22 protein-coding genes are annotated in these 24,005 nt (G+C 72.3%); 9 read left to right on the forward strand and 13 right to left on the reverse strand.

Annotated elements, in window-relative coordinates; all coding sequences use genetic code 11:
* Window positions 1-34: 34 nt before the first annotated feature.
* The 3 genes from ACIRB7_RS07750 to ACIRB7_RS07760 form a co-directional block, all read right to left on the reverse strand.
* Window positions 35-1,219 carry an MFS transporter gene (locus ACIRB7_RS07750; protein WP_403594410.1) on the reverse strand — a complete coding sequence of 395 codons (1,185 nt, stop codon included), beginning with the start codon at window positions 1,217-1,219 and terminating at the stop codon, window positions 35-37.
* 180 nt (window positions 1,220-1,399) lie between these two features.
* A complete protein-coding gene (locus tag ACIRB7_RS07755; protein WP_403593810.1) occupies window positions 1,400-2,956 on the reverse strand; it encodes a GAF domain-containing protein in 1,557 nt (518 codons plus the stop codon).
* A gap of 67 nt (window positions 2,957-3,023) precedes the next feature.
* Window positions 3,024-4,088, reverse strand: a complete 1,065-nt coding sequence (locus tag ACIRB7_RS07760) for a rod shape-determining protein (RefSeq protein ID WP_403593813.1) — start codon at window positions 4,086-4,088, stop codon at window positions 3,024-3,026.
* A gap of 246 nt (window positions 4,089-4,334) precedes the next feature.
* Here ACIRB7_RS07760 and ACIRB7_RS07765 point away from each other — a divergent pair, with 246 nt between their 5' ends.
* Window positions 4,335-5,378, forward strand: a complete 1,044-nt coding sequence (locus tag ACIRB7_RS07765; RefSeq protein WP_403593816.1) for a hypothetical protein — start codon at window positions 4,335-4,337, stop codon at window positions 5,376-5,378.
* Window positions 5,379-5,424: 46 nt separating this feature from the next.
* Here ACIRB7_RS07765 and ACIRB7_RS07770 read toward each other — a convergent pair whose 3' ends face one another.
* Window positions 5,425-5,859 carry a MarR family winged helix-turn-helix transcriptional regulator gene (locus ACIRB7_RS07770; protein WP_403593819.1) on the reverse strand — a complete coding sequence of 145 codons (435 nt, stop codon included), beginning with the start codon at window positions 5,857-5,859 and terminating at the stop codon, window positions 5,425-5,427.
* Window positions 5,860-5,964: 105 nt separating this feature from the next.
* Here ACIRB7_RS07770 and ACIRB7_RS07775 point away from each other — a divergent pair, with 105 nt between their 5' ends.
* From ACIRB7_RS07775 to ACIRB7_RS07790, 4 genes are all read left to right on the forward strand, one after another.
* Entirely contained in the window at window positions 5,965-6,984 is a 1,020-nt protein-coding gene (locus ACIRB7_RS07775) for an NADP-dependent oxidoreductase (protein WP_403593822.1), read from the forward strand.
* A 64-nt stretch (window positions 6,985-7,048) separates the two neighbouring features.
* Entirely contained in the window at window positions 7,049-7,471 is a 423-nt protein-coding gene (locus ACIRB7_RS07780; RefSeq protein ID WP_403593824.1) for an organic hydroperoxide resistance protein, read from the forward strand.
* Between the two features lie 146 nt (window positions 7,472-7,617).
* Window positions 7,618-8,457, forward strand: a complete 840-nt coding sequence (locus ACIRB7_RS07785) for an EI24 domain-containing protein (protein WP_403593827.1) — start codon at window positions 7,618-7,620, stop codon at window positions 8,455-8,457.
* A 14-nt stretch (window positions 8,458-8,471) separates the two neighbouring features.
* The gene (locus ACIRB7_RS07790) at window positions 8,472-9,290 is read left to right on the forward strand and encodes a pectate lyase (RefSeq protein WP_403593830.1); all 819 of its coding nucleotides are present in this window, start codon (window positions 8,472-8,474) and stop codon (window positions 9,288-9,290) included.
* On the opposite strand, the gene ACIRB7_RS07795 is transcribed toward ACIRB7_RS07790, so the two are convergent.
* Window positions 9,281-10,006: a carbon-nitrogen hydrolase family protein gene (locus ACIRB7_RS07795; protein ID WP_403593833.1), complete on the reverse strand. Its 726-nt coding sequence runs from the start codon at window positions 10,004-10,006 to the stop codon at window positions 9,281-9,283. The two genes, ACIRB7_RS07790 and ACIRB7_RS07795, sit on opposite strands and share 10 nt — an antisense overlap.
* Window positions 10,007-10,038: 32 nt before the next feature.
* On the reverse strand, window positions 10,039-10,614 hold the full coding sequence (locus ACIRB7_RS07800) for a TetR/AcrR family transcriptional regulator (RefSeq protein WP_403593836.1): 576 nt from the start codon (window positions 10,612-10,614) through the stop codon (window positions 10,039-10,041).
* A gap of 146 nt (window positions 10,615-10,760) precedes the next feature.
* On the opposite strand from ACIRB7_RS07800, the gene ACIRB7_RS07805 reads away from it, so the two are divergent.
* Entirely contained in the window at window positions 10,761-13,211 is a 2,451-nt protein-coding gene (locus ACIRB7_RS07805) for a glycoside hydrolase family 3 protein (protein WP_403593838.1), read from the forward strand.
* Between the two features lie 60 nt (window positions 13,212-13,271).
* On the opposite strand, the gene ACIRB7_RS07810 is transcribed toward ACIRB7_RS07805, so the two are convergent.
* Window positions 13,272-14,195, reverse strand: a complete 924-nt coding sequence (locus tag ACIRB7_RS07810) for an SGNH/GDSL hydrolase family protein (RefSeq protein ID WP_403593841.1) — start codon at window positions 14,193-14,195, stop codon at window positions 13,272-13,274.
* Between the two features lie 259 nt (window positions 14,196-14,454).
* On the opposite strand from ACIRB7_RS07810, the gene ACIRB7_RS07815 reads away from it, so the two are divergent.
* Entirely contained in the window at window positions 14,455-14,949 is a 495-nt protein-coding gene (locus ACIRB7_RS07815) for a DUF3145 domain-containing protein (RefSeq protein ID WP_015033415.1), read from the forward strand.
* A 67-nt stretch (window positions 14,950-15,016) separates the two neighbouring features.
* Complete coding sequence (locus ACIRB7_RS07820; RefSeq protein ID WP_403593844.1) at window positions 15,017-16,828, forward strand: PQQ-binding-like beta-propeller repeat protein; 1,812 nt, start codon at window positions 15,017-15,019, stop codon at window positions 16,826-16,828.
* 79 nt (window positions 16,829-16,907) lie between these two features.
* Here ACIRB7_RS07820 and fabF read toward each other — a convergent pair whose 3' ends face one another.
* The 5 genes from fabF to ACIRB7_RS07845 all read right to left on the reverse strand — a co-directional run bounded on the left by fabF (window position 16,908) and on the right by ACIRB7_RS07845 (window position 21,832).
* On the reverse strand, window positions 16,908-18,170 hold the full coding sequence (gene fabF, locus ACIRB7_RS07825) for a beta-ketoacyl-ACP synthase II (RefSeq protein WP_351210269.1): 1,263 nt from the start codon (window positions 18,168-18,170) through the stop codon (window positions 16,908-16,910).
* A gap of 79 nt (window positions 18,171-18,249) precedes the next feature.
* Entirely contained in the window at window positions 18,250-18,516 is a 267-nt protein-coding gene (locus ACIRB7_RS07830; RefSeq protein ID WP_351210271.1) for an acyl carrier protein, read from the reverse strand.
* A 77-nt stretch (window positions 18,517-18,593) separates the two neighbouring features.
* Entirely contained in the window at window positions 18,594-19,625 is a 1,032-nt protein-coding gene (locus tag ACIRB7_RS07835) for a ketoacyl-ACP synthase III (protein WP_403593848.1), read from the reverse strand.
* An 18-nt stretch (window positions 19,626-19,643) separates the two neighbouring features.
* Complete coding sequence (locus ACIRB7_RS07840) at window positions 19,644-20,561, reverse strand: ACP S-malonyltransferase (protein ID WP_403593850.1); 918 nt, start codon at window positions 20,559-20,561, stop codon at window positions 19,644-19,646.
* 89 nt (window positions 20,562-20,650) lie between these two features.
* The gene (locus ACIRB7_RS07845; protein ID WP_403593853.1) at window positions 20,651-21,832 is read right to left on the reverse strand and encodes a PucR family transcriptional regulator; all 1,182 of its coding nucleotides are present in this window, start codon (window positions 21,830-21,832) and stop codon (window positions 20,651-20,653) included.
* A gap of 82 nt (window positions 21,833-21,914) precedes the next feature.
* Between ACIRB7_RS07845 and ACIRB7_RS07850 the strand changes: the two genes are divergently transcribed.
* Window positions 21,915-22,574: a pirin family protein gene (locus tag ACIRB7_RS07850; protein WP_403593855.1), complete on the forward strand. Its 660-nt coding sequence runs from the start codon at window positions 21,915-21,917 to the stop codon at window positions 22,572-22,574.
* Between the two features lie 100 nt (window positions 22,575-22,674).
* Here ACIRB7_RS07850 and ACIRB7_RS07855 read toward each other — a convergent pair whose 3' ends face one another.
* Complete coding sequence (locus ACIRB7_RS07855; protein WP_403593857.1) at window positions 22,675-23,859, reverse strand: Ig-like domain-containing protein; 1,185 nt, start codon at window positions 23,857-23,859, stop codon at window positions 22,675-22,677.
* Window positions 23,860-24,005: the final 146 nt, after the last annotated feature.

A 24,005-nucleotide genomic window follows, 5' to 3' on the forward strand; every position in this document is an offset into this window, starting at 1 on the left:
GGTCGAGGGCTGCCGGAGGCATTCTGCCCGGCGGTCAGGGTCTTCCGGCCGTGACCCTGGTCGCCTCCGGCGCCTGCTCCCCGCCGTCGGGCCGGATCCCGCGCATCCGCCCGTACGCGTACACACACCCCGCGAGCGCCAGGTCGGACAGGAGCATGAAGCCGATCGAGTACGAGTCCTTGGCGCTGTAGATCGCGCCCATCACCAGCGGCGGGAGGAAGCCGCCGAGTCCGCCCATCGCGCCGACGATGCCGGTCACGCTGCCGACCTTGGCCTGCGGGGTCACCTGGGAGACCAGGGCGAAGACGGAGCCGCTCGCCGTGCCGAGCCCGGCCGCCATGACGAGGAGGGCGATCGTGCCGCCCGGGTTCAGCGGCGGGTCGAAGGCCTGGACGATGGCGAAGAGGGCAGCCGTGCCGAGTGCGGCGGCCGTGACGAGCGCCGGGTGGAACCGGTCCGACAGCCAGCCGCCGATCGGCCGGAAGACGACGGTGACCAGGGCGAACCCGGCGGCCTTGGTGCCCGCGTCCGTCGGGTCCAGCTCGTACCAGGTCTTCAGATACGTCGGCAGGTAGACACCGAACGCGACGATTCCGCCGAACCCGATCGCGTACAGCGCGGACAGCTCCCACGTCACCCGCAGCCGCGCCGCCGAGCCCAGCCGGGTCGTGAGGGATGCGGTGGGCACCGGGCGGTCGGGCCGGTCGGTGATGAGGAAGAAGGCGAGCACCGCGAACGCGGCGAGCGCGAGCGCCACCACGAGGAACGGCAGGTTCTCGCCGTGCTTCGCGATCCGGGGCGTGAAGTAGCCGGAGAGCGCCACACCGCCCATGCCCATGCCGAACACCCCGAGCGCCAGGCCGCGCTTGGCGGGCGGGAACCAGGAGTTGACCAGCGGGATGCCGATCGCGAACGTGGTGCCGCCCAGGCCCAGGAGGAAGCCGACGACCAGCAGCAGACCGTAGTTGTCCTTGACCACCATCAACAGCAGCACCGGGACGATCGTCAGCGCCGAGACCAGGGGGAACATCACTTTCGCCCCGTACCGGTCCGTGAGCGCGCCCGCCGGGACGCGGCCGATCGAGCCGACGAGCACGGGCACCGCCACGAGGAGCGACTGCTGGAACGAGCTGAGGGCGAGCCGGTCTCCGTACCAGCTCGCGAGCGGCGCGATCAGGTTCCACGCCCAGAAGGTGAGCGTGAAGCCGATGGTGGCCATCGCCAGGTTGCGGTAGGCGGCCGCTGTCGGCGGCGTCGTCTCGGTGGTCACGACTCCAGTGAAGATCGCCGCGAGGGCCGCGGCGCGCCGGACTGCTCCGTACGGGGGTTCTACGGCCAGGCGACCCCGGCGAGCCCGCCACGGCCGGCCCACTACGGTCCGGCGTCGGGCGGCGGGCCCCTACGGCCAGGCCACCGTCGTCGGTGGCGTGCCGTCGTCCGTGACCCGCAGCCGGGCGCCCCCCTCGTCCCCGGCCGACACCTCGACCGTGATCGCGCCGATCCCGGACCGCCGGTGCGCCGCCGCGAGCGCCCCGCGCAGCGTGGCGAGGAGCCGCCCCGCCGTCTCCTCGTCCACGAGCGTGTCGACCGCGCCGGCGAAGTGCACGGACGGCTGGAAACCGAGCAGGACCGCGGCCCCGCCGGTCTCCCGCAGCACCTTCCCCCGGAAGGAGGTCGGCGCGTCGGCGGGCGGCTGCTGGAGCGCGAAGATGGTCGTACGGACCTCCTGGATCGTCGAGTCCAGCTCGTCCACGGCCCGTTCGAGCAGCGCGTTCTCGTCGGAGGAGCCGCCCGCCCGCCGCCGGGTGGACTCCAGCATCATCTCCGTGGCGAACAGCCGCTGGACGACCAGGTCGTGCAGGTCCCGTGCGATCCGGTCCCGGTCCTCGTACACCGCGAGCCGCTCCCGGTCGTGCCGCGCGTCCGCGAGGACGAGGGCGAGCGCCGCCTGCGAGGCGAACTGCGAGGCGAGCAGCCGGTCCACCGCGGTGTACGACGGGCCGCCGCGCCGCCGGGGGAGGGCGAGGGTGCCGATGAGCTTCCCGCCGCTCTGCAGCGGCAGCATCATCGAGGGGCCGAAACGGGACCGGACATGGGTGGTCATCCGCGGGTCGGTCGCCGAGTCCTCGACGAACACGGGCTCCCCGCCGAGCAGCTGCACCAGGACGGGGGAGCCGGGCGCGATCGCGGTGCCGACCAGGTCGCCCGGGTCGTCCGTGGTCGACGCGGCGACGATCTCCATCCCGCCCTCCGTGGTGGGCTGGAGGACCACCCCGGCCGAGGCGCCGGCGAGGATACGGGCCCGCTCGGCGACGGTCATCAGGGCGTTCTCGGCGGACGCGCCGGTGAGCAGGGCCGTGGTCACCGCCGCCGCGCCCTCGATCCAGCGCTCCCGCTGGCGCGCGGTCTCGTAGAGACGGGCGTTGCCGATGGCGATCCCGGCCTGCGAGGCGAGGACGCGGAGCAGGGTGAGGTCCTCCTCGGCGAAGGGGCCCCCGCGTTTCTCGGTGAGGTACAGATTGCCGAAGACCTCGGTGTGGACCCGGATGGGGACGCCGAGGAGGGTGCGCATCGAGGGGTGCCCCGCGGGCATGCCGGAGGAGCGCGGGTCGGCCGTCAGGTCGTCGAGCCGCAGCGGATGCGGGTCCTGGTCCAGGACGCCGAGCAGCCCGGTGTGGCCGTCGGGGAGACGGCCGATCCGCTGCCGCTCCTCGTCCGTCATGCCGGAGGTGAAGAGCTCGGTGAGGCGGCGGCGCTCGGGGTCGACGACCCCGAGCGCGCCGTACCGGGCCCCGGTCAGCTCGGTCGCGGAGTCCACGATGTGCTGGAGGGTGGTGCGGAGTTCGAGGTCGGTGCCGACGCTGAGGACCGCTTCGAGCAGCATGGGCAGCCGGGGCGTGTCGACGCCCGCGTCCTCACCCGCGTCCTCGTCCGTGTCCTCATCCATGATCGTCATGGTCTCATTGTCGTACGAATCATGTGATTTCGTCGGCTTGTGTCCCGCACGGGCGTACCGCTGCGGCTCAGTTCTCCACGTCGGCGAGCGGGTCACGCTCCGTCAGCGGGTCGAGGATCATCGGCTGGACCTTGCCCTCCAGCATCGCGCCGAGACCCAGGACGGCGCAGATGTCGGGGCGTTCGGCGATGTGTACCGGCATCCCGGTCGCCGCGCGCAGCATCTGGTCGAGCCCCGGGAGCAGCGCGCTGCCGCCCACCATCATGATCCCGCGGTCCGCGAGGTCGGCCACCAGATCCGGCGGGCATTCCCGCAGCACCTTCCCGATCCCGTCGAGGACCGCCGTCAGGGGGGTGTGGATCGCCTCCCGTACGGCGGCGGTGTCGACGGTCACCGAGCGGGCCAGGCCCGTGGCGACGTCCCGGCCGTGGATCTCGGTCCAGGCCGGACCGTGGGGCGTCAGGCCGTTGCCGCTGAGGGCCAGTTGCAGCGGGCGCACCGACTGGCTCGGCAGCATCAGCTCGTGGTGGTGGCGCAGGTGCTGGATGACGGCGTGGTCGATGGCGTCGCCGCCGACCGGCATCCGCTCCGCCGTGACGATCGCGCCGAGCGAGAGCACGGCGACCTGCGTGGTCGCCGCACCGCACACCATGATCATCGTGGCGGTGGGCTGCTCGACCGGCAGACCGCAGCCGACGGCCGCCGCGATCAGCGTGTCGACCAGCTCGACCCGGCGCGCGCCGAGACCGACGAGGGTCTCCACGGCGGCGCGCTGCGCGAGGGGGTCGCTGTCGTGCGGGGTGCAGGCGGCGGCGCGCAGCCGGGGCTTGCGGCGCAGCTGACGGCGCAGCTTCTCGCCGAGGAGATGACGGAGCATCCGCTGCGCCATCTCGATGTCGACGACCGTGCCGCCCGAGACGGGTCTGACGACCCGGATGTAGTCGGGGGTGCGGCCGGTCATCTTCTCGGCCAGCGCGCCGACGGCGATCAGCGCTCCGGTACGGGTGTTGACGGCGGCGACGCTCGGCTCGTCGACGACGAGTCCGGCGCCCTTGACGAAGACCCGGGTGCGGGCGGCACCCAGGTCGACGGCGACATGGCAACGACGCAGCTGCTCAAGGCTGACGGTCACGGGCGGATCCTCCGGAGTGCGGTGCTGGCACGGGCGAGGTGTTTCGCGGTCCTGTTGGAATCGTCGGGCCGTCCGGGGCGCGGCGCGCGCTGGGCTGCGCCGCCCGGGGCCCGGCCCGGCGGGGGGACCGGGTCGTACCGAAGCGGGAGAATCGCGACGCACCGCCGCCGACCTGCGGCTTCCTCACAGGATCCTCACTTCCGCGCCTACCTGAGGCCGCACCGGGCCGCATAGCCTGCGGGGCCCATGGACTACTGCCACGCGTGCCGGCGGCATCTCAACGGGGCCCTCGCCTGTGCCGGGTGCGGGACTCCCGTCGAGGAACTGCGGTACGAGACCCCCCACATACCCGTCCAGCAGGCTCCGCCGGTGGAGCCGTACACGTCGGCGCAGCCGTATCAGCCGGGGCAGCCGTATCAGCCGGTGGAGCCGCATCAGTCGGTGCAGCCGGTGCAGCCGCTTGAGCCCGTGCAGCCGGTGCGGTCGGGCGAGCCCGCCGGTGCCGGCGAGCATGTCTACGAACTCGACGTCGTCGAGCCGCCGCCCCGCGCGGGTGGCCGCCGCGCCGCCCGGGGCCGCTCCGCCTCCGCCGAGCAGGGCCACCGCGCCGCCGGTGGCCGTTCCGCCGCGCGCGGGAACAGGCGGGCGCGCAGCCGCCGGGGCCGTACGGTCCTGGTCGGGACGCTGGGTCTGGTGCTCGCCGCCGGCTCGCTGACCCTGGCGCGCATGGCCCTGGAGGAGCCGGAGCCGCTGGGCGCCGCCACGGTCGTCGAGGAGCAGGAGGTCCCCGAGGTCACGACCTCCCCCGAACCCGTCGAGAGCGCCGTCCTCCCGGACGGCTCGGGCCCGTCCCCGGTCTCGGAGACGTCGACGCGCCCCCGCCAGGTGAGCGCGGAATCGGGCACGGGGGAGGGTGCGGGCACGGTCGGAGGCTCGGGTTCCGGCTCCGGATCGGGCTCCGGCGGAGGCTCGGGTTCGGGCTCCGGATCCGGCACGGGATCAGGATCGGGTACGGGCGCGGGTACGGGTTCCGGATCCGGTACGGGGGACGGGGGCGAGGGCGCCCCCGGGGAGTCACCGGTGCCGACCTCGTCGTCGGCGCCCACCGACCCGGAGTCCCCGCCCGCCGGCCCCACCGCGACGGCGTCCGCCACGGAGGGTGACGCGACCCCGCCTCCCACGGCGACGACCGGCGGCCCCGCCCCGGTGACCACCGGCCCGACGCCGACCGTCACCCCCACGCCGAAGCCGACGCCGACCTGCACCTATTTCCTCTTCTGGTGCGTCTAGGGGCGGCCCGGGGTGCAGGGCTCTACGGCAGGCCCTACGGCAGGCCCTACGGGGTGTCCTCGCCCAGCATCCGCTTCAGCAGGTCCCGCAGCAGGGTGCGCTCGACCTCGGTCAGCTCGCCGAGGGGTTCGCGGGCGAAGTCGAGGGACTCGCGCAGCCGACGGGCCGTGTCGCGGCCCTGCTCCGTGGGGACGGCCAGCTTCACACGGCGGTCGGCCGGGTCGGGGCGCCGCTCGACCAGGCCCCGGGCCTCCAGGCGGTCCACTATCCCGGTGATGTTGGACGGCTCGCACTTCAGCTTCTGGGCGATGCGGCGCATCGGCAGCGGGTCGAGCGAGAGCAGGCCGAGGACCCGGGCCTGGGCGCCGGTCAGCGAGTGCTGCGCGGCGGCCTGCTCGTACTCCTCGTAGTAGCGCGCCACGACCGAGCCGATCAGCTCGACGACTTCGACGGTCAGCGGGTCCGTGCGTGAGGGGGCCATGGGGCACATCCTACCCAGATACTTGACAACATGAAATATCGAGGTGCATGGTTGTTTCAGGTAGTGAACCTTTTGTGATCTCAAGCTTTACTGGAGGCCGTGCTCATGTCCGTTCTTCCCGCGTCCAGCCGTGAGTGGCACCTCGTCGCCCGTCCGCACGGCTGGCCCGCCCCCACGGACTTCGCCCTGCGCGAGACCCCGGTCGCCGAGCCCGCCGAGGGCCGCGTCCTCGTGCGCAACCTGCACTTCTCGGTCGACCCGTACATGCGCGGCCGGATGAACGACGTGAAGTCGTACGTCCCGCCGTTCAAGCTCGACCACCCCATGGACGGCGGCGCGGTCGGCGAGGTCATCGCGTCGAACGCCGAGGGATTCGCCGTCGGCGACCACGTCCTGCACGGCCTCGGCTGGCGTGAGTACGCCGACGTCCCGGCCCAGCACGCGACCAAGGTCGACCCGGACCTCGCCCCCCTCTCCGCCTACCTCGGCGTGCTCGGCATGACCGGCCTCACGGCCTACGCCGGCCTCTTCGACGTCGCCTCCTTCAAGGAGGGCGACGCGGTCTTCGTCTCCGGCGCCGCCGGGGCCGTCGGCAGCCAGGTCGGCCAGATGGCGCGGCTCAAGGGCGCCTCCCGGGTCATCGGCTCCGCCGGATCCGACGAGAAGGTCAAGTGGCTCGTCGAGGAGCTCGGCTTCGACGCCGCCTTCAACTACAAGGACGGCCCGGTCAAGGACCAGCTCCGCGAGGCCGCCCCGGACGGCATCGACGTCTACTTCGACAACGTCGGAGGGGACCACCTCGAAGCCGCGATCTCCTCGCTCAACGTGCACGGCCGCGCCACCATCTGCGGCATGATCGCCCAGTACAACGACACCGAGCCGGTCCCCGGCCCGCGCAACATGGCGATGATCATCGGCAAGCGGCTGCGCCTCCAGGGTGTCCTCGTCGGCGATCACTACGGCCTGCAGCAGCAGTTCGTCCAGGAGGTCGGCGGCTGGCTCGGCTCCGGCGAGCTGAAGCACCGCGAGACCTTCGTCGACGGCATCGAGAACGGCGTGGAGGCGTTCCTCGGACTGCTCCGCGGCGACAACACCGGAAAGATGATCGTCTCGGTGACCCGTTAGGCTTCCCTCAGCCGTCGCGATCGTGGGCGCGAGTCGCGGCGAACCCATGAAGGAAGTACCTCGCATGTCGATCCAGCACTCCGACGTCGTCTACACCGCTGTCGCCACCGCCGAGAACGGGCGTGACGGCCGCGTCGCCACCGACGACGGCCAGCTCGACGTCGTCGTCAACCCGCCGAAGGCCATGGGCGGCTCCGGCGCGGGCACCAACCCCGAGCAGCTCTTCGCGGCGGGCTACAGCGCCTGCTTCCAGGGCGCCCTCGGTGTCGTCGCCCGCAACGAGAAGGCCGACATCTCCGGCTCGACGGTCACCGCCGAGGTCGGCATCGGCAAGAACGACGACGGCTTCGGCATCATCGTGAAGATCTCGGCCACCATTCCGAACGTGGACGTCGAGACCGCCAAGAGCCTGCTCGAGAAGGCCCACCAGGTCTGCCCGTACTCCAAGGCGACCCGCGGCAACATCACGGTCGAGCTCACCGTCTGAGTCCGGCCCCGCAGGACCGCACGAGGACCGCACGAGGACCGCACCCCCACCGGGGGTGCGGTCCTCGCCGCATACCGTGGCACGGACGCCGGACGCCAGTCGGACGCCGGACCGCTGACCTGCCCGGCACCGATAAAGTGAGCCCCATGCGCGATCTCGGGGTGGGTTTCGGTTACCTGGTTCAGGGCCAGAAGTGGGTGGGCCGGCACGGACGGTGGTTCGGATTCGGCCTTTTGCCCGGACTCGTGACCCTCGTGCTCTACACGGGCGCGCTCATCGGCCTCGGCTACGGCGCCGACGACCTGGCCGCCTGGGCGACCCCGTTCGCCGACGACTGGTCCTCGCCCTGGCTCGGCGCCCTCCGAGGCACCCTGACCGCTCTGGTCTTCGTCTTCGGGCTCTTCCTCTCGGTCATCACCTTCACCGCCGTCACCCTGCTCGTCGGCCAGCCGTTCTACGAGTCCCTCTCGGAGGCGGTCGACCGCAGCGAGGGCGGCGAGGCGCCCGAGTCGGGGCTGCCGCTCTGGCGCGAGCTGTGGATCTCGGCCCGTGACAGCCTGCGGGTCCTGCTGCGGGTCGCCTTCTACGGCATCCTGCTCTTCGCCTGCGGTTTCATCCCGGTGATCGGCCAGACCGTCGTCCCCGTCATCGGCTTCTGCGTCTCCGGCTTCTTCCTCACCCAGGAGCTGACGTCCGTCGCGCTCCAGCGCCGGGGCGTCGAGTTCAAGGAGCGCCTCGGGCTGCTGCGCGGGCGCCGGGCGGCCGTCCTGGGCTTCGGCGTACCCCTGACGCTCTCCTTCCTCGTGCCCTTCCTGGCGGTCTTCCTGATGCCGGGAGCCGTCGCGGGCGCCACCCTGATGGCCCGGGACCTGCGGGGCGAGACGGCCGGCGACGACCGGGCCGTCAGCCTCCGGAAAAACGATCAAGAGCGCGGCAACCTTCCTTCCTCCGGTGGCGACCAGGGGGTGCACCACCTCCCCCACTGAAGGAAGAAGCACCCATGACGTCACACAAGCGGAAGACGGGCCGCCGGCGCGCGGTCATCGGCGGCCTGAGCGCCCTCGGCATCACCGGGGCGGCCGTCATCACCGCGACTCTGCTCGCCCCGGCGGGCGCCGCGAGCGCGGTGGCCGCCTGGCCGCAGGCGAAGGGCAGCAAGCCGGTCCCCGCGAGCATCGAGGTCTCCGGCACCTACGACGGCAAGCTCGCGCGCCACTACGGCACCGGTGAGCTCGGCTCCGACGGCCAGGACGAGAGCCAGAAGCCCGTCTTCGTCCTCAAGGACGGCGCCGTCCTCAAGAACGTGATCATCGGTTCTCCGGCCGCCGACGGCGTCCACTGCCTCGGCAGCTGCACCCTGCAGAACGTCTGGTGGGAGAACGTCGGCGAAGATGCCGCCACCTTCAAGGGCACCTCGGCGTCCTCCGTGTACGCGGTCCACGGCGGCGGCGCGAAGAGCGCGTCCGACAAGGTCTTCCAGTTCAACGGCGCGGGCAAGCTGGTCGTGAACAAGTTCCAGGTCTCCGACTTCGGAAAGCTGGTCCGCTCCTGCGGCAACTGCAAGAAGCAGTACCCGCGCACGATCCTGATCAACGACGTCGACATCACCGCACCCGGCACGTCGATCGTCGGCGTCAACGCCAACTACGGCGACACCGCCTCCCTGCGGAACGTCCGCATCCACGGCGACACCAAGAAGAAGATCAAGCCGTGCACCCGCTTCACCGGCAACAACACCGGCAAGGAGCCCAAGGAGATCGGCTCCGGCCCCGACGGCACCACCTGCCGCTACTCGGCCGGAGACCTCTCCTACGACTGACCGACCTCGGCGAGCACGAAGCCTGCCCCGTCGGCGTCCGTGCCCGCGTCCGCGGTCCGCTCGCCGTCGGGGCCCCAGGCCCCGGCCCTGCCCGCGCCGACCCCGTCCTCGTTGGGCCCCAGGACGTTGCCGAGGACCACGTGAAGGCCGAAGTCCCGGGCCCGTACCGGGTACACCTTCTCGAACGAGTCGTTGTCGGCGGAGAGCACCGAACTCGCCAGGTAGACCGTGCAGCCGTCGGCGGCGGCACGCTCGGCCAGCTCCGGGAAGCGGTTGTCGTAGCAGGTGGCGAGCGCGAACCGGAGCCCGTCGAGCGTGAACCGTCCGTCGACGGTGCCCGGTTCGAAGACCTCCTCCTCGATCCCGTACAGGTACCGCTTGTCGTAGCGGGCGAGGAGCGAGCCGTCCGGGCCGATCACCAGGGTGGTGAGCCCCGGGCGCGAACCCGCGGTCCGCACCGGGCCGTTGACGACGGCCACCGCCGACACCGCGCGGCAGGCCTCCCGTACGGGTTCGAGGCGGGGGTCGTCCTCGGTGAGTACGAGCCCCGGGGTGTCCCTGATCAGGGACGGCTCGTACCCGCTGAGGCAGAGCTCGGCGAAGACGACCACACGGGCGCCCTCGGCCCCGGCGGCCCGGACCAGACCGGCGACCGTACGGACGTTGGCGTCGATGTCCCCGGCGACCGGGGCGAACTGGGTGGCTGCGACGATCATGACGCCATCATCCCGCCCACCCCCCGGAGCTCCTAGCCCGGCTCCTCGCCCCCGTGGAGGAGGCGCAGGAAGTCACGGAAGGCGGCCGGCATGTCCACCGCCGCCGGGTCCAGGAGCCACTGGTACTGGAGCCCGTCCATCACCGCCGTGAGCAGGGGCGCCGCCCGCTCCGGGGTGAGTCCGCCCGGCAGCCGCTCGCCGAACTCCAGGCGCAGCACCTGCGCCATGTTGCCCCGCACCAGCGCGTACCGCTCGGTGAAGAAGGCGCGCGCCGGGTGCTCGTCCGTGACGCTCTCGCCGAGCAGCGCGGAGAAGGTCTGCACGACTCCCGGCCGCATCGCGTTGTACTCGACGAGGGACTCCAGGAGGTCGAGCCGCCAGCCCTCACGGTCCCGGCCGCCGCTCGTGTCCCAGCGGTCGCGCTCCTCCAGGACGGCGACGAGCAGCGCCTCCTTCGTCGGGAAGTAGTGCAGGAGTCCCTGCTGCGTCAGCCCGACCCGTTCGGCGACGGAGCCGAGGGTGGCGCCCCGGTAGCCGCGCTCGGCGATCACTTCGAGGGTGGCGCGGAGGATGTCCGTCCGCCGTTCCTCGCTCCTGGCCCGCACCATCGCCGTGGCCCCCTTTCCGAGTTTCCGAGAGGACCGTACCCCTTCCGCGAAAATAACAAGACGATTACGTTACCTACCACTCTACAGGGTTGGGGTGCACGATGGCCGCATCGGGGTCATCAGTACGTCAACGAGGAGGTACGGCCATGACGGAGACCGGCACGGACACGGCACGCGAGGACAGGGCACGCGAAGAGGTCGTCGACGCGGCGCTCGCCAAGCTCGACCTGGACACCAAGACCCGGCTGCTCGGCGGCCAGGACATGTGGTCCCTGCCCGCCCTGCCCGAGATCGGCCTGAAGTCCCTGGTCATGTCCGACGGACCCATCGGCGTCCGCGGGGTCCGCTGGACCGCCGACGACCCGTCCGTCGCCCTGCCGTCCCCGACCGCGCTCGCCGCCGCCTGGGACCCCGCGCTCGCCCGCCGCGCCGGCCGGCTCCTGGCCCAGGAGGCCCGCCGCAAGGGCGTCCACGTCCTGCTCGCCCCCACCGTCAACCTGCACCGCACCCCGCTGGGCGGACGGCACTTCGAGGCCTACAGCGAGGACCCCCTGCTCACCGGCGCCATCGGCACCGGCTACGTCCAGGGCGTCCAGGACGGCGGCGTCGGCACCACCGTCAAGCACTTCGTCGCCAACGACGCCGAGACCGACCGCTTCACCGTCGACAACAGGATCGACCCCCGCCCGCTCCGCGAGCTCTACCTCGCCCCCTTCGAGGCCATCGTCAAGAACGCCCACCCCTGGGGCATCATGACCGCCTACAACCGGGTCAACGGCGTGACGATGACCGAGCACACCCGCCTGGTGAACGGCGTCCTGCGCGGCGAATGGGGCTTCGACGGCTTCAACGTCTCCGACTGGATGGCCGCCCGCTCCACCACCGGCGACATCGAGGGCGGCCTCGACGTCGCCATGCCCGGCCCCGTCACCGTCTACGGCGAGGCCCTCGCCGCCGCCGTCCGCGCCGGGGAGGTCGAGGAGTCCGCCGTCGACGCGGCCGTACGCAACGTCCTGCGGCTCGCTGCCCGCGTCGGCGCCCTCGAAGGCGCCCCGCCGGTCGTCGCCGAGCCCCCCGCCGCGATCGACGGTGACGCCCTCGCCCGCGAGATCGCCCGCCGCGGCTTCGTCCTCGTACGGAACGAGGACGGCGCCCTCCCCATGAAGCGGGGGACCGTCGCCCTCTCCGGCGCCGCCGCCCGCGACGCCCGCGTCCTCGGCGGCGGCTCGGCCCAGGTCTTCCCCGAGCACGTCGTCTCCCCGCTCGACGGGCTCACCGCCGCCCTCCCGGAAGGCGCCCTGACCTACACCGTCGGCGCCGACACCAGCGACGAACTCACCCCCGCAGACCAGGGGTTCACCCTCCGCGCCCGCTGCCGCGACACCGACGGCCGGCTCCTCGGCGAGGGCTCCCTGCCCAACGGGCAGGTCCAGTGGATCGGCGACGACCTGCCCGCCGGCGTCACCCACGAGGCCCTCGCCTCCATCGAGGTCGTCGGCACCTTCACCCCGCGCGAGACGGGCACCCACTCCTTCGGCACCCGAGGCCTCGGCGCGTACACCCTCACCGTCGCCGGCGAGACCGTCTTCGACGGCGTCCAGGCGATGGGCCCCGAGACCGACCCCTTCGAGGCCTTCTTCGGCTCCCCGGTCGAGCGCGCCCAGGTCGCGCTCACCGCCGGCGAGACCGTCGAGGTGTCCCTGCTCCACACCCTGGACAAGGAGTTCGCGGCCCCGCTGCCCGCCGTCATGTTCTCCTTCGTCCACCTCGGTCCGCGCCGGGACCCCGACGAACTGATCCGCGAGGCCGTCGAAGCCGCCCGCACCGCCGACACCGCCGTCGTGGTCGTCGCCACCACCGAACGCGTCGAGTCCGAGGGCTTCGACCGCACGGACCTCGCCCTCCCCGGACGCCAGGACGAGCTCGTACGGGCCGTGGCCGCCGTCAACCCGAACACCGTGGTCGTCGTCAACGCCGGCTCCCCGGTCGAGCTGCCCTGGCGCGAGGACGTCGCCGCGATCCTGCTCGGCTGGTTCCCCGGCCAGGAGGGGGGTGCCGCCCTCGCCGACGTCCTCACCGGCGCCGAGGAGCCCGGCGGCCGGCTCCCCACCACCTGGCCCGTCGCCCTCGCCGACGTCCCCGTCACCGACGTCACCCCCGTCGAGGGCGAACTCGCCTACAGCGAGGGCCTCTTCATCGGCTACCGCGCCTGGGACCGGCTCCAGGAAGCCCCCGCGTACGCCTTCGGCCACGGCCTCGGCTACACCACCTGGTCGTACGACTCCCTCGTCGCGAAGCCGGACACGGTCACCGTGCGCCTCACCAACACCGGCGACCGGCCCGGCCGCGAGGTCGTCCAGATCTACCTGGCCCCGCACACCCACGGCCCCGACCGCCCCGACCGCTGGCTGGCCGGCTTCGGATGCGTCGAGGCCGGCCCGGGCGAGACCGTCGAGACGGAGATCGCGCTGCCCCGCCGCGCCTTCGAGATCTGGGACGAGGAGAAGAACGACTGGACCCTCGTGTCCGGGGCATACGAGATACGGGCCGCCCACTCCCTCGCCGACACCCGCCTGACCGCGACCCTGGAGGTCTGACCTCCGGGGGAGCCCCGCGAACGGCCCCGGGGCGGCACCTGACAACCGCCCCGGGGCCCCTCACTCCTTCGTGATCCGCCGGTACGCGAGCTCCGCGAGCCGCGCCTGCCCGTCCTTGCTCGGATGGAACCAGTCCCACGGGCTCAACTGCCCGCCGTCGAAGCGGAAACCGAAGACCGCCCCGCCGTCGTACCGGCAGCGCGCGTCCTTCGCGCAGACGTCCCTCAGGACCGCGTTGTACGCGACCACCCGCTCCTGGACCGTCGACCGCCGCCGCTCGGCCGCCGGACCCAGGTCCGTCGCGTCCGCCAGCATCGAGCCGCAGAGCCCCAGCTTCCACACCTCGAGCCCCTCCGGGATCAGCCGCCCCGTCGACCACAGGTGCTTGAGGTCGGGCACGCTCGCCACGTACACCTGCGCCTTCGGGGCGCCCTTCCGCAGCCGGGCGAGCGCCGCCTCGAAGAAGACGCGGAAATCGGCGACCGGGGTCATCAGGTCCGGGGTGGGCCGGCAGGCGTCGTTCGCGCCCATCATCACCGTCACAAGCTCGGGCTTCTCGGCCGCCGCCGCGGCCATCTGCTCCGGCAGCTCCGCCATCCGCGCACCCGTCCGCGCCAGGTTCCAGCTGCGGGTGGCCACCTCCGCCGGGCCGAGGAGGCGCAGCGCCAGGCTGTTCACCGTGGCGTCGGTGCCGGTCGCCCAGGACACCTCGGGACAGTCCGCGAGGACCTCACAGGCGTCGAAGGCCCGGGTGACGGAGTCGCCGACGGCGGCGACGGAGGCGGGGGAGACGTCCCACGCGGGTTCCCGCTCCGGCGCGGGCTTCGGTGTCGGGCGCGTCGTGGCGGCTCCGGTCGCGGGCGTGGTCGTGGGCGCCGGCTCTTCCGAGGTACAGCCGGTCAGCGCTCCCGCGCACAGCAGAGCGGCCGTCGCGGCGGCGACAGTGGTGGAGACAGTCGTACGGAATCGGCGTCGGCCGTGCATCCCCGGCCCCTCCTTCGGCGTCCTGGCGAGTGAAAGCTTCGTGTTCACCCCGCCCCGGACCGACCGTACGTCACACCGATGACGGTGCGGCACGGTAGCTTTTCCCCCGTCGAACCAGAGGCACCTTTGCCTACCGGCTCCGGTAAATTACATCACGTCACATGCTGTCCCCTTTTTGAGGGTTTGCGATGTTTTGATCCTGATGATGTTTACTGAGGCCGCTGGGAAAGGCGAACCTCGTCCCACACTGGAGGTCCCGGTGACGACACGTGGAGTCCTGTACGTTCACTCCGCCCCGCGCGCGCTGTGCCCGCACGTCGAATGGGCGGTCGCGGGTGTCCTCGGTGCGAGGGTCCAGCTCGACTGGATCCGCCAGCCGGCGTCCCCCGGCACCTGGAGAGCCGAGTTCTCCTGGCAGGGGCGCACCGGCACGGCCTCCGAGCTCGCCTCCGCGCTGCGCGGCTGGCAGATGCTCCGCTTCGAGGTCACCGCGGAGCCCTGCCCCACGGCCGAGGGCGAGCGCTACAGCGCCACCCCCGACCTGGGCATCTTCCACGCCGTCACCGGCATGCACGGCGACATCCTGATCCCCGAGGACCGGCTGCGGGCCGCCCTCGCGCGCTCCGCGCAGGGCGAGACCCAGCTGGAGGCCGAGATCGCCAAGCTCCTCGGAAAGCCCTGGGACGACGAGCTGGAGCCCTTCCGGTACGCGGGCGAGGGCGCGCCCGTCCGCTGGCTCCACCAGGTCGTCTGACGGGGCTTCACCAGCGCGCTGTAGATTCCGTCCCGGGCGGGCAGGGGGCACGCCGGGCGGGAGCGAAGTGACACGTGACGGCATACCGGGCGCCGCGTTCGGCGCGGCGGCGGCCTTCCTGGGGGCGGGCGTCGTCGGCGGAGCCTGGCCGACGGGCTGGGCGGCGCTGGCGTGCGCGCTGCTCCTCACGGCGGCGGGGACGACACTCCGCGCGACCCGCCGGAACCGTACGGCCACGGCGACGGCTTCCGCCCCGGCCGCGGACGCGAACGCGAACTCGGCCTTGACCACGGCCACGGTCGCGGCGACCGAGCGGCCGGCGGAACCGGCGGACGCAGTTCCGGGTACGCCCCCGGCCTCGGCGGGCGGCCCGCGCCTGGCCAAGATCGCCGACGCGCCCGGCGGCCCGGTCCCGACGGGGCGCGGCTCCGGCACGGGCTCCAGGTCCGGGCCGGGCCCCGGCTCCGGCTCCAGGTCCGGGCCGGGATCCGGTTCCGGCTCCGGGCCGGGTTCCGGCTCCGGCCCCGGCTCCAGGTCCGGGCCGGGCTCCGCTTCCGGCTCCGGGGCGGGATCCGGCCCCGGCCTCTCCTCCGGCTCCGGCACCGGCCCCGCCCCCGGCGGCCGGTCCTCGCTCGTCGTCGCCGCGGTCGTCTGGGTTCTCGCTCTGCTCGCCGGCGGCATCTGGGCGTTCGCGGCCGGGGACGACGGCGCCGGTGATACGGCCAAGAGCCCCGCGACCGCGGCACCCACCGCTTCCCGGACCCCCGACCAGGCCGACGTGGCCTGGTCCGTCCCCGCCGTCGGCCAGAAGCACGACAGGGGCGTCGGCGCCTGGCCGCTCGGCGCCACCCTCGCCCAGGGACGCCTCGACGGGCTCTTCGCCTACGACTCCGCCGACGGCGACGTCCGCTGGAGCGTGCCCGCGCCGGCCCGCGAGGGCCTCTGCGCCATGTCCCCCGCCGTCGGACAGGGCGTGGGCCTGATCGCCCACGGCCGACACGACAAACCCTGCGCGACCCTCCTCGCCGTCCGCGCGGCCGACGGCAAGGTCCTGTGGAAGCGGAGCCTCGGCGGCCGGGGCCTGACCGAGGGCGCCCTCGCCGTGGGCGGCGGCACCGCCGTGACCGCGGAGGACCGCACCGTACGCGCACGCTCCAGCGAGACCGGAGAGCAGCGCTGGGAGCGGCCCCTCGGCAAGGGCTGTGAGATCCGGGCCCTCGACGCCGACGCCGACCGCACCCTCCTCGTCGAACAGTGCGGCAAGCCCGCCCGGTTGCTCGCCCTGGACACCCGTACCGGCGCACAGCGGTGGACCCGGGACCTGCCCGTCGAATCGGGGGCGGCGGCGTCCGTGGTCTCCGTCTCCCCGGCCGTCATCGCCGTCGACGAGGCGGACGCCCGCGGCACCCAGGCCTTCCTCGGCTTCGACGACAAGGGCGCGCCGACCACGACCGTGCCGCTCACCGGGCCCGAGGGCATGCTCTCCGCCGCCGGGGAGGTCGGCGACGGCCGGCCCACCAGGCCGCTCGTACGGGACGGGCTCCTCGTCACGCTCGCCGAGCGCGAGCTCGTACCCGACAAGGTCGTCGCCTTCTCCCTGAAGGACGGCCGCAAGGCGTGGGAGTACCGCTCCGAGAACCAGACGTCGGACGTCGCACTGGAGCCGGGCGGCCGCATCGCCGTCCTGGAGGGCCACGGGGCGGGCGAGATCGTCCTCCTCGACGGCGCCACGGGCAAGGTCACGACGAAGCTGGAGGGCGGAGCGGCCCAGGGGGCCGAGATCTCCATCCACCCCGAACTGCTCCCCGTCACCGGCGGCCGCGTCGTCGTCAACCACATCTACCTGGGCACGGAACCGGCGGCCTACGCCCTGCGCTGACCCACACCAGCCCGGCCCGCACGAAAGGCCCACCCCCGTGCAGGGGGTGGGCCTTTCGTCAGGTCACGCGCGGTGTCGGTCAGACCGTACGGAACGCCAGGACCACGTTGTGACCGCCGAAACCGAACGAGTTGTTGATCGCGGCGATCGTGCCCTGCGGGAGTTCGCGGGGCTCGTCGCGGACGATGTCCGCGTCGACCGCCTCGTCCAGCTCGTCGATGTTGATCGTCGGCGGGGCCAGACGGTGGTGCAGCGCCAGGACCGTCGCGACGGTCTCGATGCCGCCCGCGCCACCGAGGAGGTGACCGGTCATCGACTTCGTCGCGGAGATCGCGACGTGGTCGAGGTCGTCGCCGAGGACCTTCCGCAGCGCCTTGATCTCGGCGACGTCACCCTGCGGCGTCGACGTGGCGTGCGCGTTGAGGTGGACGACCTCCGACGGCTTGAGGTCCGTCGCGTCGAGCAGGTTCTGCATCGCGGCGGCGATGCCCCGGCCGGTCGGCTCGGGCTGCGCGATGTGGTGGCTGTCGGCCGACAGGCCCTGGCCGAGTACCTCGCAGTAGACACGCGCGCCGCGCGCCTTCGCGTGCTCCTCGGACTCCAGGATCACGACGCCCGCGCCCTCGCCGAGCACGAAGCCGTCACGACCGGTGTCGTAGGGACGCGAGGCCTTGGTCGGCTCGTCGTTGTTCTTGGACATCGCCATCATGTTGGCGAAGGCGGCGATCGGCAGCGGGTGGATCGCCGCCTCGGTACCGCCGGCGACGACCACGTCGGCACGGCCGGTGCGGATCATCTCGACGGCGTAACCGATCGCCTCGGCACCCGACGCGCACGCCGAGACCGGGGTGTGGACGCCCGCTCGGGCGTTCACCTCGAGGCCGACGTTGGCGGAGGGGCTGTTCGGCATGAGCATGGGCACGGTGTGCGGGGACACGCGGCGGACGCCCTTGTCCTTCAGCACGTCGTACTGGTCGAGGAGCGTGGTGACACCGCCGATGCCGGAGGCGATGACGGAGCCGAGCCGCTCGGGAACGATCGTTTCGTCTTCGCCGGCCGGGGCGGTGTAGCCCGCGTCGGCCCAGGCCTCGCGGGCCGCGATCACGGCGAACTGCGCCGAGCGGTCCAGCTTGCGGGCGAGCGGGCGGGGAAGGACGTCACCGGGGTCGACGGCGGCCGTCGCGGCGATCTGGACGGGCAGTTCGGCGAAGCGCTCGCCCTCCAGGGGCCTGACGCCGGAGCGCCCCGCGAGAAGACCTTCCCAGGTCGACGCGGAGTCGCCACCCAGCGGTGTGGTTGCGCCGATACCGGTGACGACCACGGTGCGATTGGTCGAGCTCACAGGAATTCGTTCTCCATGTGTGTGATGGTCGGAATACGGCGCCACCGCCGGGTGGCGGACCGAGTCAGCAGGGGCCGGGTCAGCCCTTCGAGATGCCGCCGTCCTGGTGCTTCAGGATGTAGTCGGCAGCGTCGCCGACCGTCTTGAGGTTCTTGACGTCCTCGTCCGGGATCTTGACGTCGAAGCGCTCTTCGGCGGCGACGACGACCTCGACCATGGACAGCGAGTCGACGTCCAGGTCGTCGGTGAAGGACTTGTCCAGCTGGACGTCCTCGACCGGGATGCCGGCGATCTCGTTGACGATCTCGGCGAGGCCCTTGACGATCTCGTCCTGGGTGTGAGCCATAGTGGCGCTCCTTCTTGCGGTTACTTCGGTAAGGGGGGCTTCCGGATGCTCCGGGGCTTCCGGAGATTCCGGTGTGCCTAGGGGAGGGTAACGACCGTCGCGGCGTAGACGAGACCCGCCCCGAAGCCGATGACGAGCGCGGTGTCGCCGCTCTTCGCCTTCCCGGTCGCCAGGAGCCGCTCCATCGCGAGCGGGATCGAGGCGGCCGAGGTGTTGCCGGTGGTCTCCACGTCACGGGCGACCGTGACGTGCTCCGGCAGCTTCAGCGTCTTCACCATCGAGTCGATGATCCGCATGTTGGCCTGGTGCGGGATGAAGACGTCCAGGTCGTCCGCCGAGATACCGGCGGCGTCCAGGGCCTGCTGGGCGACCTTCGCCATCTCGAAGACGGCCCAGCGGAAGACCGCCTGGCCCTCCTGCGTGATGGCGGGGAACTTGATCTCGCCCTGCTCGTTGAGCGGCAGCTTCGAGACGTCGCCGATGTGGAACTCGTTCCACGGGACGGTCTGCTTGATCGTCTCGGACTTGTCGCCCTCGGAGCCCCAGACGGTGGGGCCGATGTGCGGCTCGTCGGAGGGGCCGACGACCACGGCGCCGGCGCCGTCACCGAACAGGAAGGCCGTCGCGCGGTCCTCCAGGTCCGTCAGGTCGCTGAGCCGCTCGACGCCGATGACGAGGACGTACTCCGCGGAACCCTCGACGATCATGCCCTTGGCGAGGGTCAGGCCGTAGCCGAAGCCCGCGCAGCCGGCGGAGATGTCGAACGCGGCCGGCTTCCCGGCGCCGATCTTGTCGGCGATCTCGGTGGCGACGGCCGGGGTCTGCTTGAAGTGCGAGACCGTGGAGACGATCACGGCGCCGATCTGCTCGGGGGTGATCCCCGCGTCGGCGATGGCCTTGCCCGAGGCCTCCACCGACATGGCGGCGACGGTCTCCTCGGGAGAGGCCCAGTGGCGGGTGGCGATACCGGAGCGCGAGCGGATCCACTCGTCGGACGAGTCGATCGTCTCGAGGATCACCTCGTTCGGCACGACCCGGACGGGGCGGTAGCCGCCCACACCGAGGATCCGTGCGTACGGGGCGCCCTTGCTGGGCTTGATCTTCGACATGCTTCTCGACACTCCTTGTCAGACGGCCGCGTGCTCAGCGATGAGCGTACGGGCCGCGTCGAGGTCGTCAGGAGTCTTGAGGGCGACCGTGGCGACGCCCTTCAGGGCCCGCTTGGCGATGCCGGTGAGGGTGCCGCCGGGGCACACCTCGATCATCGCGGTCGCGCCCAGCTCCTGGAACGTCTCCATGCACAGGTCCCAGCGGACCGGGTTGGCGACCTGGCCGACCAGGCGGGCCACGACCTCGGCGCCGTCGGTGACGACCTGCCCGTCCTTGTTGGAGACGTAGCGGGTGGTCGGAGCGGCCGGGGACAGCGCCTTCGCCGCCTCCTCCAGCTTCGCCACGGCCGGGGCCATGTGGTGGGTGTGGAAGGCGCCGGCGACCTTCAGCGCGACGACCCGGCGGACACCCTCGGGCTTGTCGGCCTCCAGAGCGGCCAGCTGCTCCAGGGTGCCGGCGGCCACGATCTGGCCGGCGCCGTTCACGTTGGCCGGGGTCAGGCCGAGCTTCTCCAGGTGCGGGACGGTCACCTCGGGCTCACCGCCGAGCAGCGCCGACATACCGGTCGGCGTGATCGCCGCGGCCTCGGCCATGGCGAGCCCACGGGTCCGTACGAGACGCAGCGCGGCGGTGTCGTCGAGCACACCGGCGAACGCGGCGGCGGTGAACTCACCGACGCTGTGACCGGCGACGACGCCGGGCGACACCTCGCCGAGCGCGGCGGCGGACAGCAGGCCGGCGGCGACGAGGAGAGGCTGTGCCACGGCGGTGTCACGGATCTCGTCCGCGTCCGCCTTCGTGCCGTAGTGGGCGAGGTCGAGCCCGATGGCGTCGGACCAGGCCGCGATGCGGTCGGCGGCACCGGGGAGTTCGAGCCAGGGGGTCAGGAAGCCGGGCGTCTGAGCGCCTTGGCCGGGAGCGACGAGTACGAGCACCCTCACACTCTCTCTTGGGGACGGCTCCGAGCACCCGTGGGGACAGGGACGAAGAACCGTCGGGGTAATTGTTGGTGTTCGACAAAAGTCTAGGACTGCGGATCTCCGTCGGCCAAGCGTCCCAGGATGAGAGCGATCCGCAGTGTGAACGCGGAGCGGACATCGGAGGGTGACCAGCCGGTGACGTCGGTCACACGTCGAAGCCGGTAGCGCACGGTGTTCGGGTGGACGAAGAGCATCCGGGCCGCGCCTTCCAGGCTACTGGCCTGCTCCAGATAGACACTGAGAGTTTCGAGGAGCGCCGAGCCCGCTTCCTCCAGCGGTCTGTAGATCTCCTCCACCAGCTGCTCGCGCGCCGAAGGGTCGGAGGCGATGGCGCGCTCCGGCAGCAGATCGTCCGCGAGGACCGGCCGGGGGGCGTCCTGCCAGGCCGTGCACGCCTTGAGGCCGGCCGCCGCCGCCTGGGCGGAGCGGGTCGCGGCGAGCAAATCGGGGACGACGGGGCCCGCGACGACCGGGCCCGCCGCGTACGGGCCGATCAGGGCCTTCGCCACGGCCAGCGGGTTGTCGTTGCCGCCCGCGATGACGACCAGACGGTTGCCGAGCACGCCGGTGAGGACCTGGAGCTTGGCGTGCCGGGCGGCCCGGCGGATCGCCTCCACCGTCAGCTCGCTGTCACCGTCGGGGGCGGTGCCGAGGATCACGCACACATGGTCAGGGGAGTTCCAGCCGAGCGCCGCCGCGCGGGAGACGGCGCCCTCGTCGGCCTCGCCGGAGAGGACCGCGTTCACCACGAGCGATTCGAGACGCGCGTCCCAGGCGCCCCGGGCCTCGGCGGCCTGCGCGTACACCTGGGCCGTCGCGAACGCGATCTCCCGGGCGTAGACGAGCAGCGCCTCACGGAGCACCGACTCGTCGCCGGGGGCGGCGACCTCCTCGATCGCCGACTCCATGACCTCGATCGTGGTGCGCACCATCTCCACGGTCTGGCGCAGGGTGATCGCCCGGGTCAGCTCGCGGGGCGCCGTGCCGAAGACGTCCGTCGAGATCGCCTGCGGGGTCTCCGGGTGCCGGAACCACTCGGTGAACGCGGCGATACCGGCCTGGGCGACCAGACCGATCCACGACCGGTTCTCGGGCGGCATCGCCCGGTACCACGGAAGCGTCTCGTCCATGCGGGCGATGGCACCGGCGGCGAGCCGCCCGGCGGACTGTTCGAGGCGCTTCAGGGTCGCGGTGTGCGGGTGAGGGCGGTTCGTGGGTTCTGGCACGGGGACAAGACTGCCTTATCGGGACGCCGGCGTGCGGGGTCGGGGCGGGTTCGCCTCCGCGGGCGGCACTACCGTGGGGCCCGTGACACGTATCCAGCGCGCTGCCGAGCGGTACCCCGGGGGCGACCCCGCGGCCGGGATCGAGACCCGGCACGCCCTGTCCTTCGGGCCGCACTACGACCCCGACAACCTGCGCTTCGGCGCCCTCCTCGCCTGCAACGAGGAACGGCTCGCGCCCGGCGCCGGTTTCGACGAGCATCCCCACAGCCACACCGAGATCGTGACCTGGGTCGTCGAGGGCGAACTCACCCACCACGACACGGCCGGCCACACCACGGTCGTCCGCCCCGGCGACCTCCAGCGGCTCAGTTCGGCCGGCGGCGTCCGACATGTCGAACGCAACGACGCCGCCGTACCGCTGGTCTTCGTACAGATGTGGCTGGCACCGCTGTCACCGGGAGGGGAGCCGTCGTACGAGGTGGTGCGGGGGCTCGACGGGCACGCCACGTACGCCCTGCCGGAGGCGGGAGCCGTACTGCACGTGCACCACCTGAAGGCGGGCGACGACACCCCCGTACCGACCGCCGACTTCGTGTACGTCCACGTCGTACGCGGCACTGTACGGCTGGACAACGAGGACCTGGGCCCTGGCGACGCGGCCCGCCTGACAGCCACGGAGAGCCAGAACCTGACGGCAAAGACAGCCGCGGAACTCCTCGTATGGGAGATGCGCGCGCGATAGACACGGCGCCCTCCCCCGTGTGCCCACCCGTCCCGCAGGGCGGGACGGGTGGGCACACGGGACGGCGCCCTGGCGGGCGCCTCCGCCCTCGGCCCCGACCTCAGCGCACCGCGCTCTTACGCTGCCACTCCGCCCAGCTGACGTTCCACGCCCCATAGCCGTTGCCCTCCGCAACAACCCCCTTCGTATCGCGCCCGGTGATCTCGAACGGATCCCCCACATTCACCGACGCGTAGAACGCCGCCGCATCCCCGTCACTCATCCCGATACACCCGGAACTCTTGTTGGCCTTCCCGAAATACGCCGCGTTCCAGGGCGCCGCATGCGCGTACATCCCCGACCACGTCAGCCGCATCGAATAGTCGACGTCCTTGTCGTACGCGTCGCCGAGGCCCACCGTCTCCGAGTTCATGTTGATGGTGCCCTCCTTCGCCATCAGGACGGCCGTGCCCCGCCAGGACCGCTTGTCGCCGCCCGGGGTGCCGCCGGAGACCGGGATCGTTCGGACGGTGCGGCCGTCCCGGTGCACGGTCAGCCGATGCCGGTCCAGGTCGACCTTGACGATCTGCGCGGCGCCGATCGTGAAGCCGGTGCGGTAGTCCCGTACGAACCAGCCGCCGCCGCCCGAGTCCGTACCGTTCAGGTCCGCTTCCAGGGTGACCTTCGTGCCGGGCTTCCAGTACTGCCGGGGCCGCCAGTCGGCCCTGTCCCGGCCCGAGTGGTCCTTGACCCAGCCCCAGGAACCCTCGGTGGCGTTCGACGTGGTGACCTTCAACTGCCGTTCCACGTCCGCCTTCCGCGTCACCGGCAGGTCGAAGACGACCGACAGCGGATGCCCGATGCCCACCGTGGTGTTCTTGCCGGGCGCCAGGGTCAGCTTGTTGACCCGCTCCGGTTCGGGGGTGGTGAAGGACGACCGGGTCGTCGACTGCTTGCCGTCGGCGGTACGGGAGGTCACCTCCACCGTGTACGAGGAACCGGGCGCCGCCTTGCGGTCCGAGACCCAGCGGCTGCCGCCCGCGGCCGTACGGCCGTTGAGGGCCCCGCCGTCCGCGTCGACCACCTTCACCCCGGCGATCGTGCCGCCCGACGCGGTCACCGTCACCGGCCGGCCGGCCGCCGGGTCCACGACCGTGACCTTCGCCGGCGGAGCCTGCGAGGTCCCCGCCGGGCCCTCGTCCCGCGCGGGCCCGCTCGCCGCCTGCGCCGAGCAGGCCGTGAGGGAGACGCTCAGCGCCACGGCCACGAGAACGGGACGGGGGGTGCGTATGTGCGTGCGCGGCACGGAAGACCTCCGCAGGGGTGAGGAGTGCGAGTGGGATGTTCCGGACTGTAAGTCGGCGGCGGCCCCCGATGGCCGCCCGGAGCCCCATGTGACGAGCCCTGCGACGGAACGGTCATGGTCCGGTCACATTGACCGCGCGCTTCCGT

The sequence above is a fragment of the Streptomyces sp. NPDC093795 genome, from assembly GCF_044764665.1.
GTDB lineage: Bacteria > Actinomycetota > Actinomycetes > Streptomycetales > Streptomycetaceae > Streptomyces.

Excerpts from the sequence above, each read along its gene's own strand:
- ACIRB7_RS07835 (WP_403593848.1), bottom strand. The coding sequence starts at position 19,625 with ATGTCGAAGATCAAGCCCAGCAAGGGCGCCCCGTACGCACGGATCCTC.
- ACIRB7_RS07795 (WP_403593833.1), bottom strand. The coding sequence starts at position 10,006 with ATGATCGTCGCAGCCACCCAGTTCGCCCCGGTCGCCGGGGACATCGAC.
- ACIRB7_RS07755 (WP_403593810.1), bottom strand. The coding sequence starts at position 2,956 with ATGACGATCATGGATGAGGACACGGACGAGGACGCGGGTGAGGACGCG.
- ACIRB7_RS07785 (WP_403593827.1), top strand. The coding sequence starts at position 7,618 with ATGCGCGATCTCGGGGTGGGTTTCGGTTACCTGGTTCAGGGCCAGAAG.
- ACIRB7_RS07805 (WP_403593838.1), top strand. The coding sequence starts at position 10,761 with ATGACGGAGACCGGCACGGACACGGCACGCGAGGACAGGGCACGCGAA.
- ACIRB7_RS07770 (WP_403593819.1), bottom strand. The coding sequence starts at position 5,859 with ATGGCCCCCTCACGCACGGACCCGCTGACCGTCGAAGTCGTCGAGCTG.
- ACIRB7_RS07810 (WP_403593841.1), bottom strand. The coding sequence starts at position 14,195 with ATGCACGGCCGACGCCGATTCCGTACGACTGTCTCCACCACTGTCGCC.
- ACIRB7_RS07800 (WP_403593836.1), bottom strand. The coding sequence starts at position 10,614 with ATGGTGCGGGCCAGGAGCGAGGAACGGCGGACGGACATCCTCCGCGCC.
- ACIRB7_RS07780 (WP_403593824.1), top strand. The coding sequence starts at position 7,049 with ATGTCGATCCAGCACTCCGACGTCGTCTACACCGCTGTCGCCACCGCC.
- ACIRB7_RS07750 (WP_403594410.1), bottom strand. The coding sequence starts at position 1,219 with ATGGCCACCATCGGCTTCACGCTCACCTTCTGGGCGTGGAACCTGATC.
- ACIRB7_RS07775 (WP_403593822.1), top strand. The coding sequence starts at position 5,965 with ATGTCCGTTCTTCCCGCGTCCAGCCGTGAGTGGCACCTCGTCGCCCGT.
- ACIRB7_RS07765 (WP_403593816.1), top strand. The coding sequence starts at position 4,335 with ATGGACTACTGCCACGCGTGCCGGCGGCATCTCAACGGGGCCCTCGCC.
- ACIRB7_RS07830 (WP_351210271.1), bottom strand. The coding sequence starts at position 18,516 with ATGGCTCACACCCAGGACGAGATCGTCAAGGGCCTCGCCGAGATCGTC.
- ACIRB7_RS07790 (WP_403593830.1), top strand. The coding sequence starts at position 8,472 with ATGACGTCACACAAGCGGAAGACGGGCCGCCGGCGCGCGGTCATCGGC.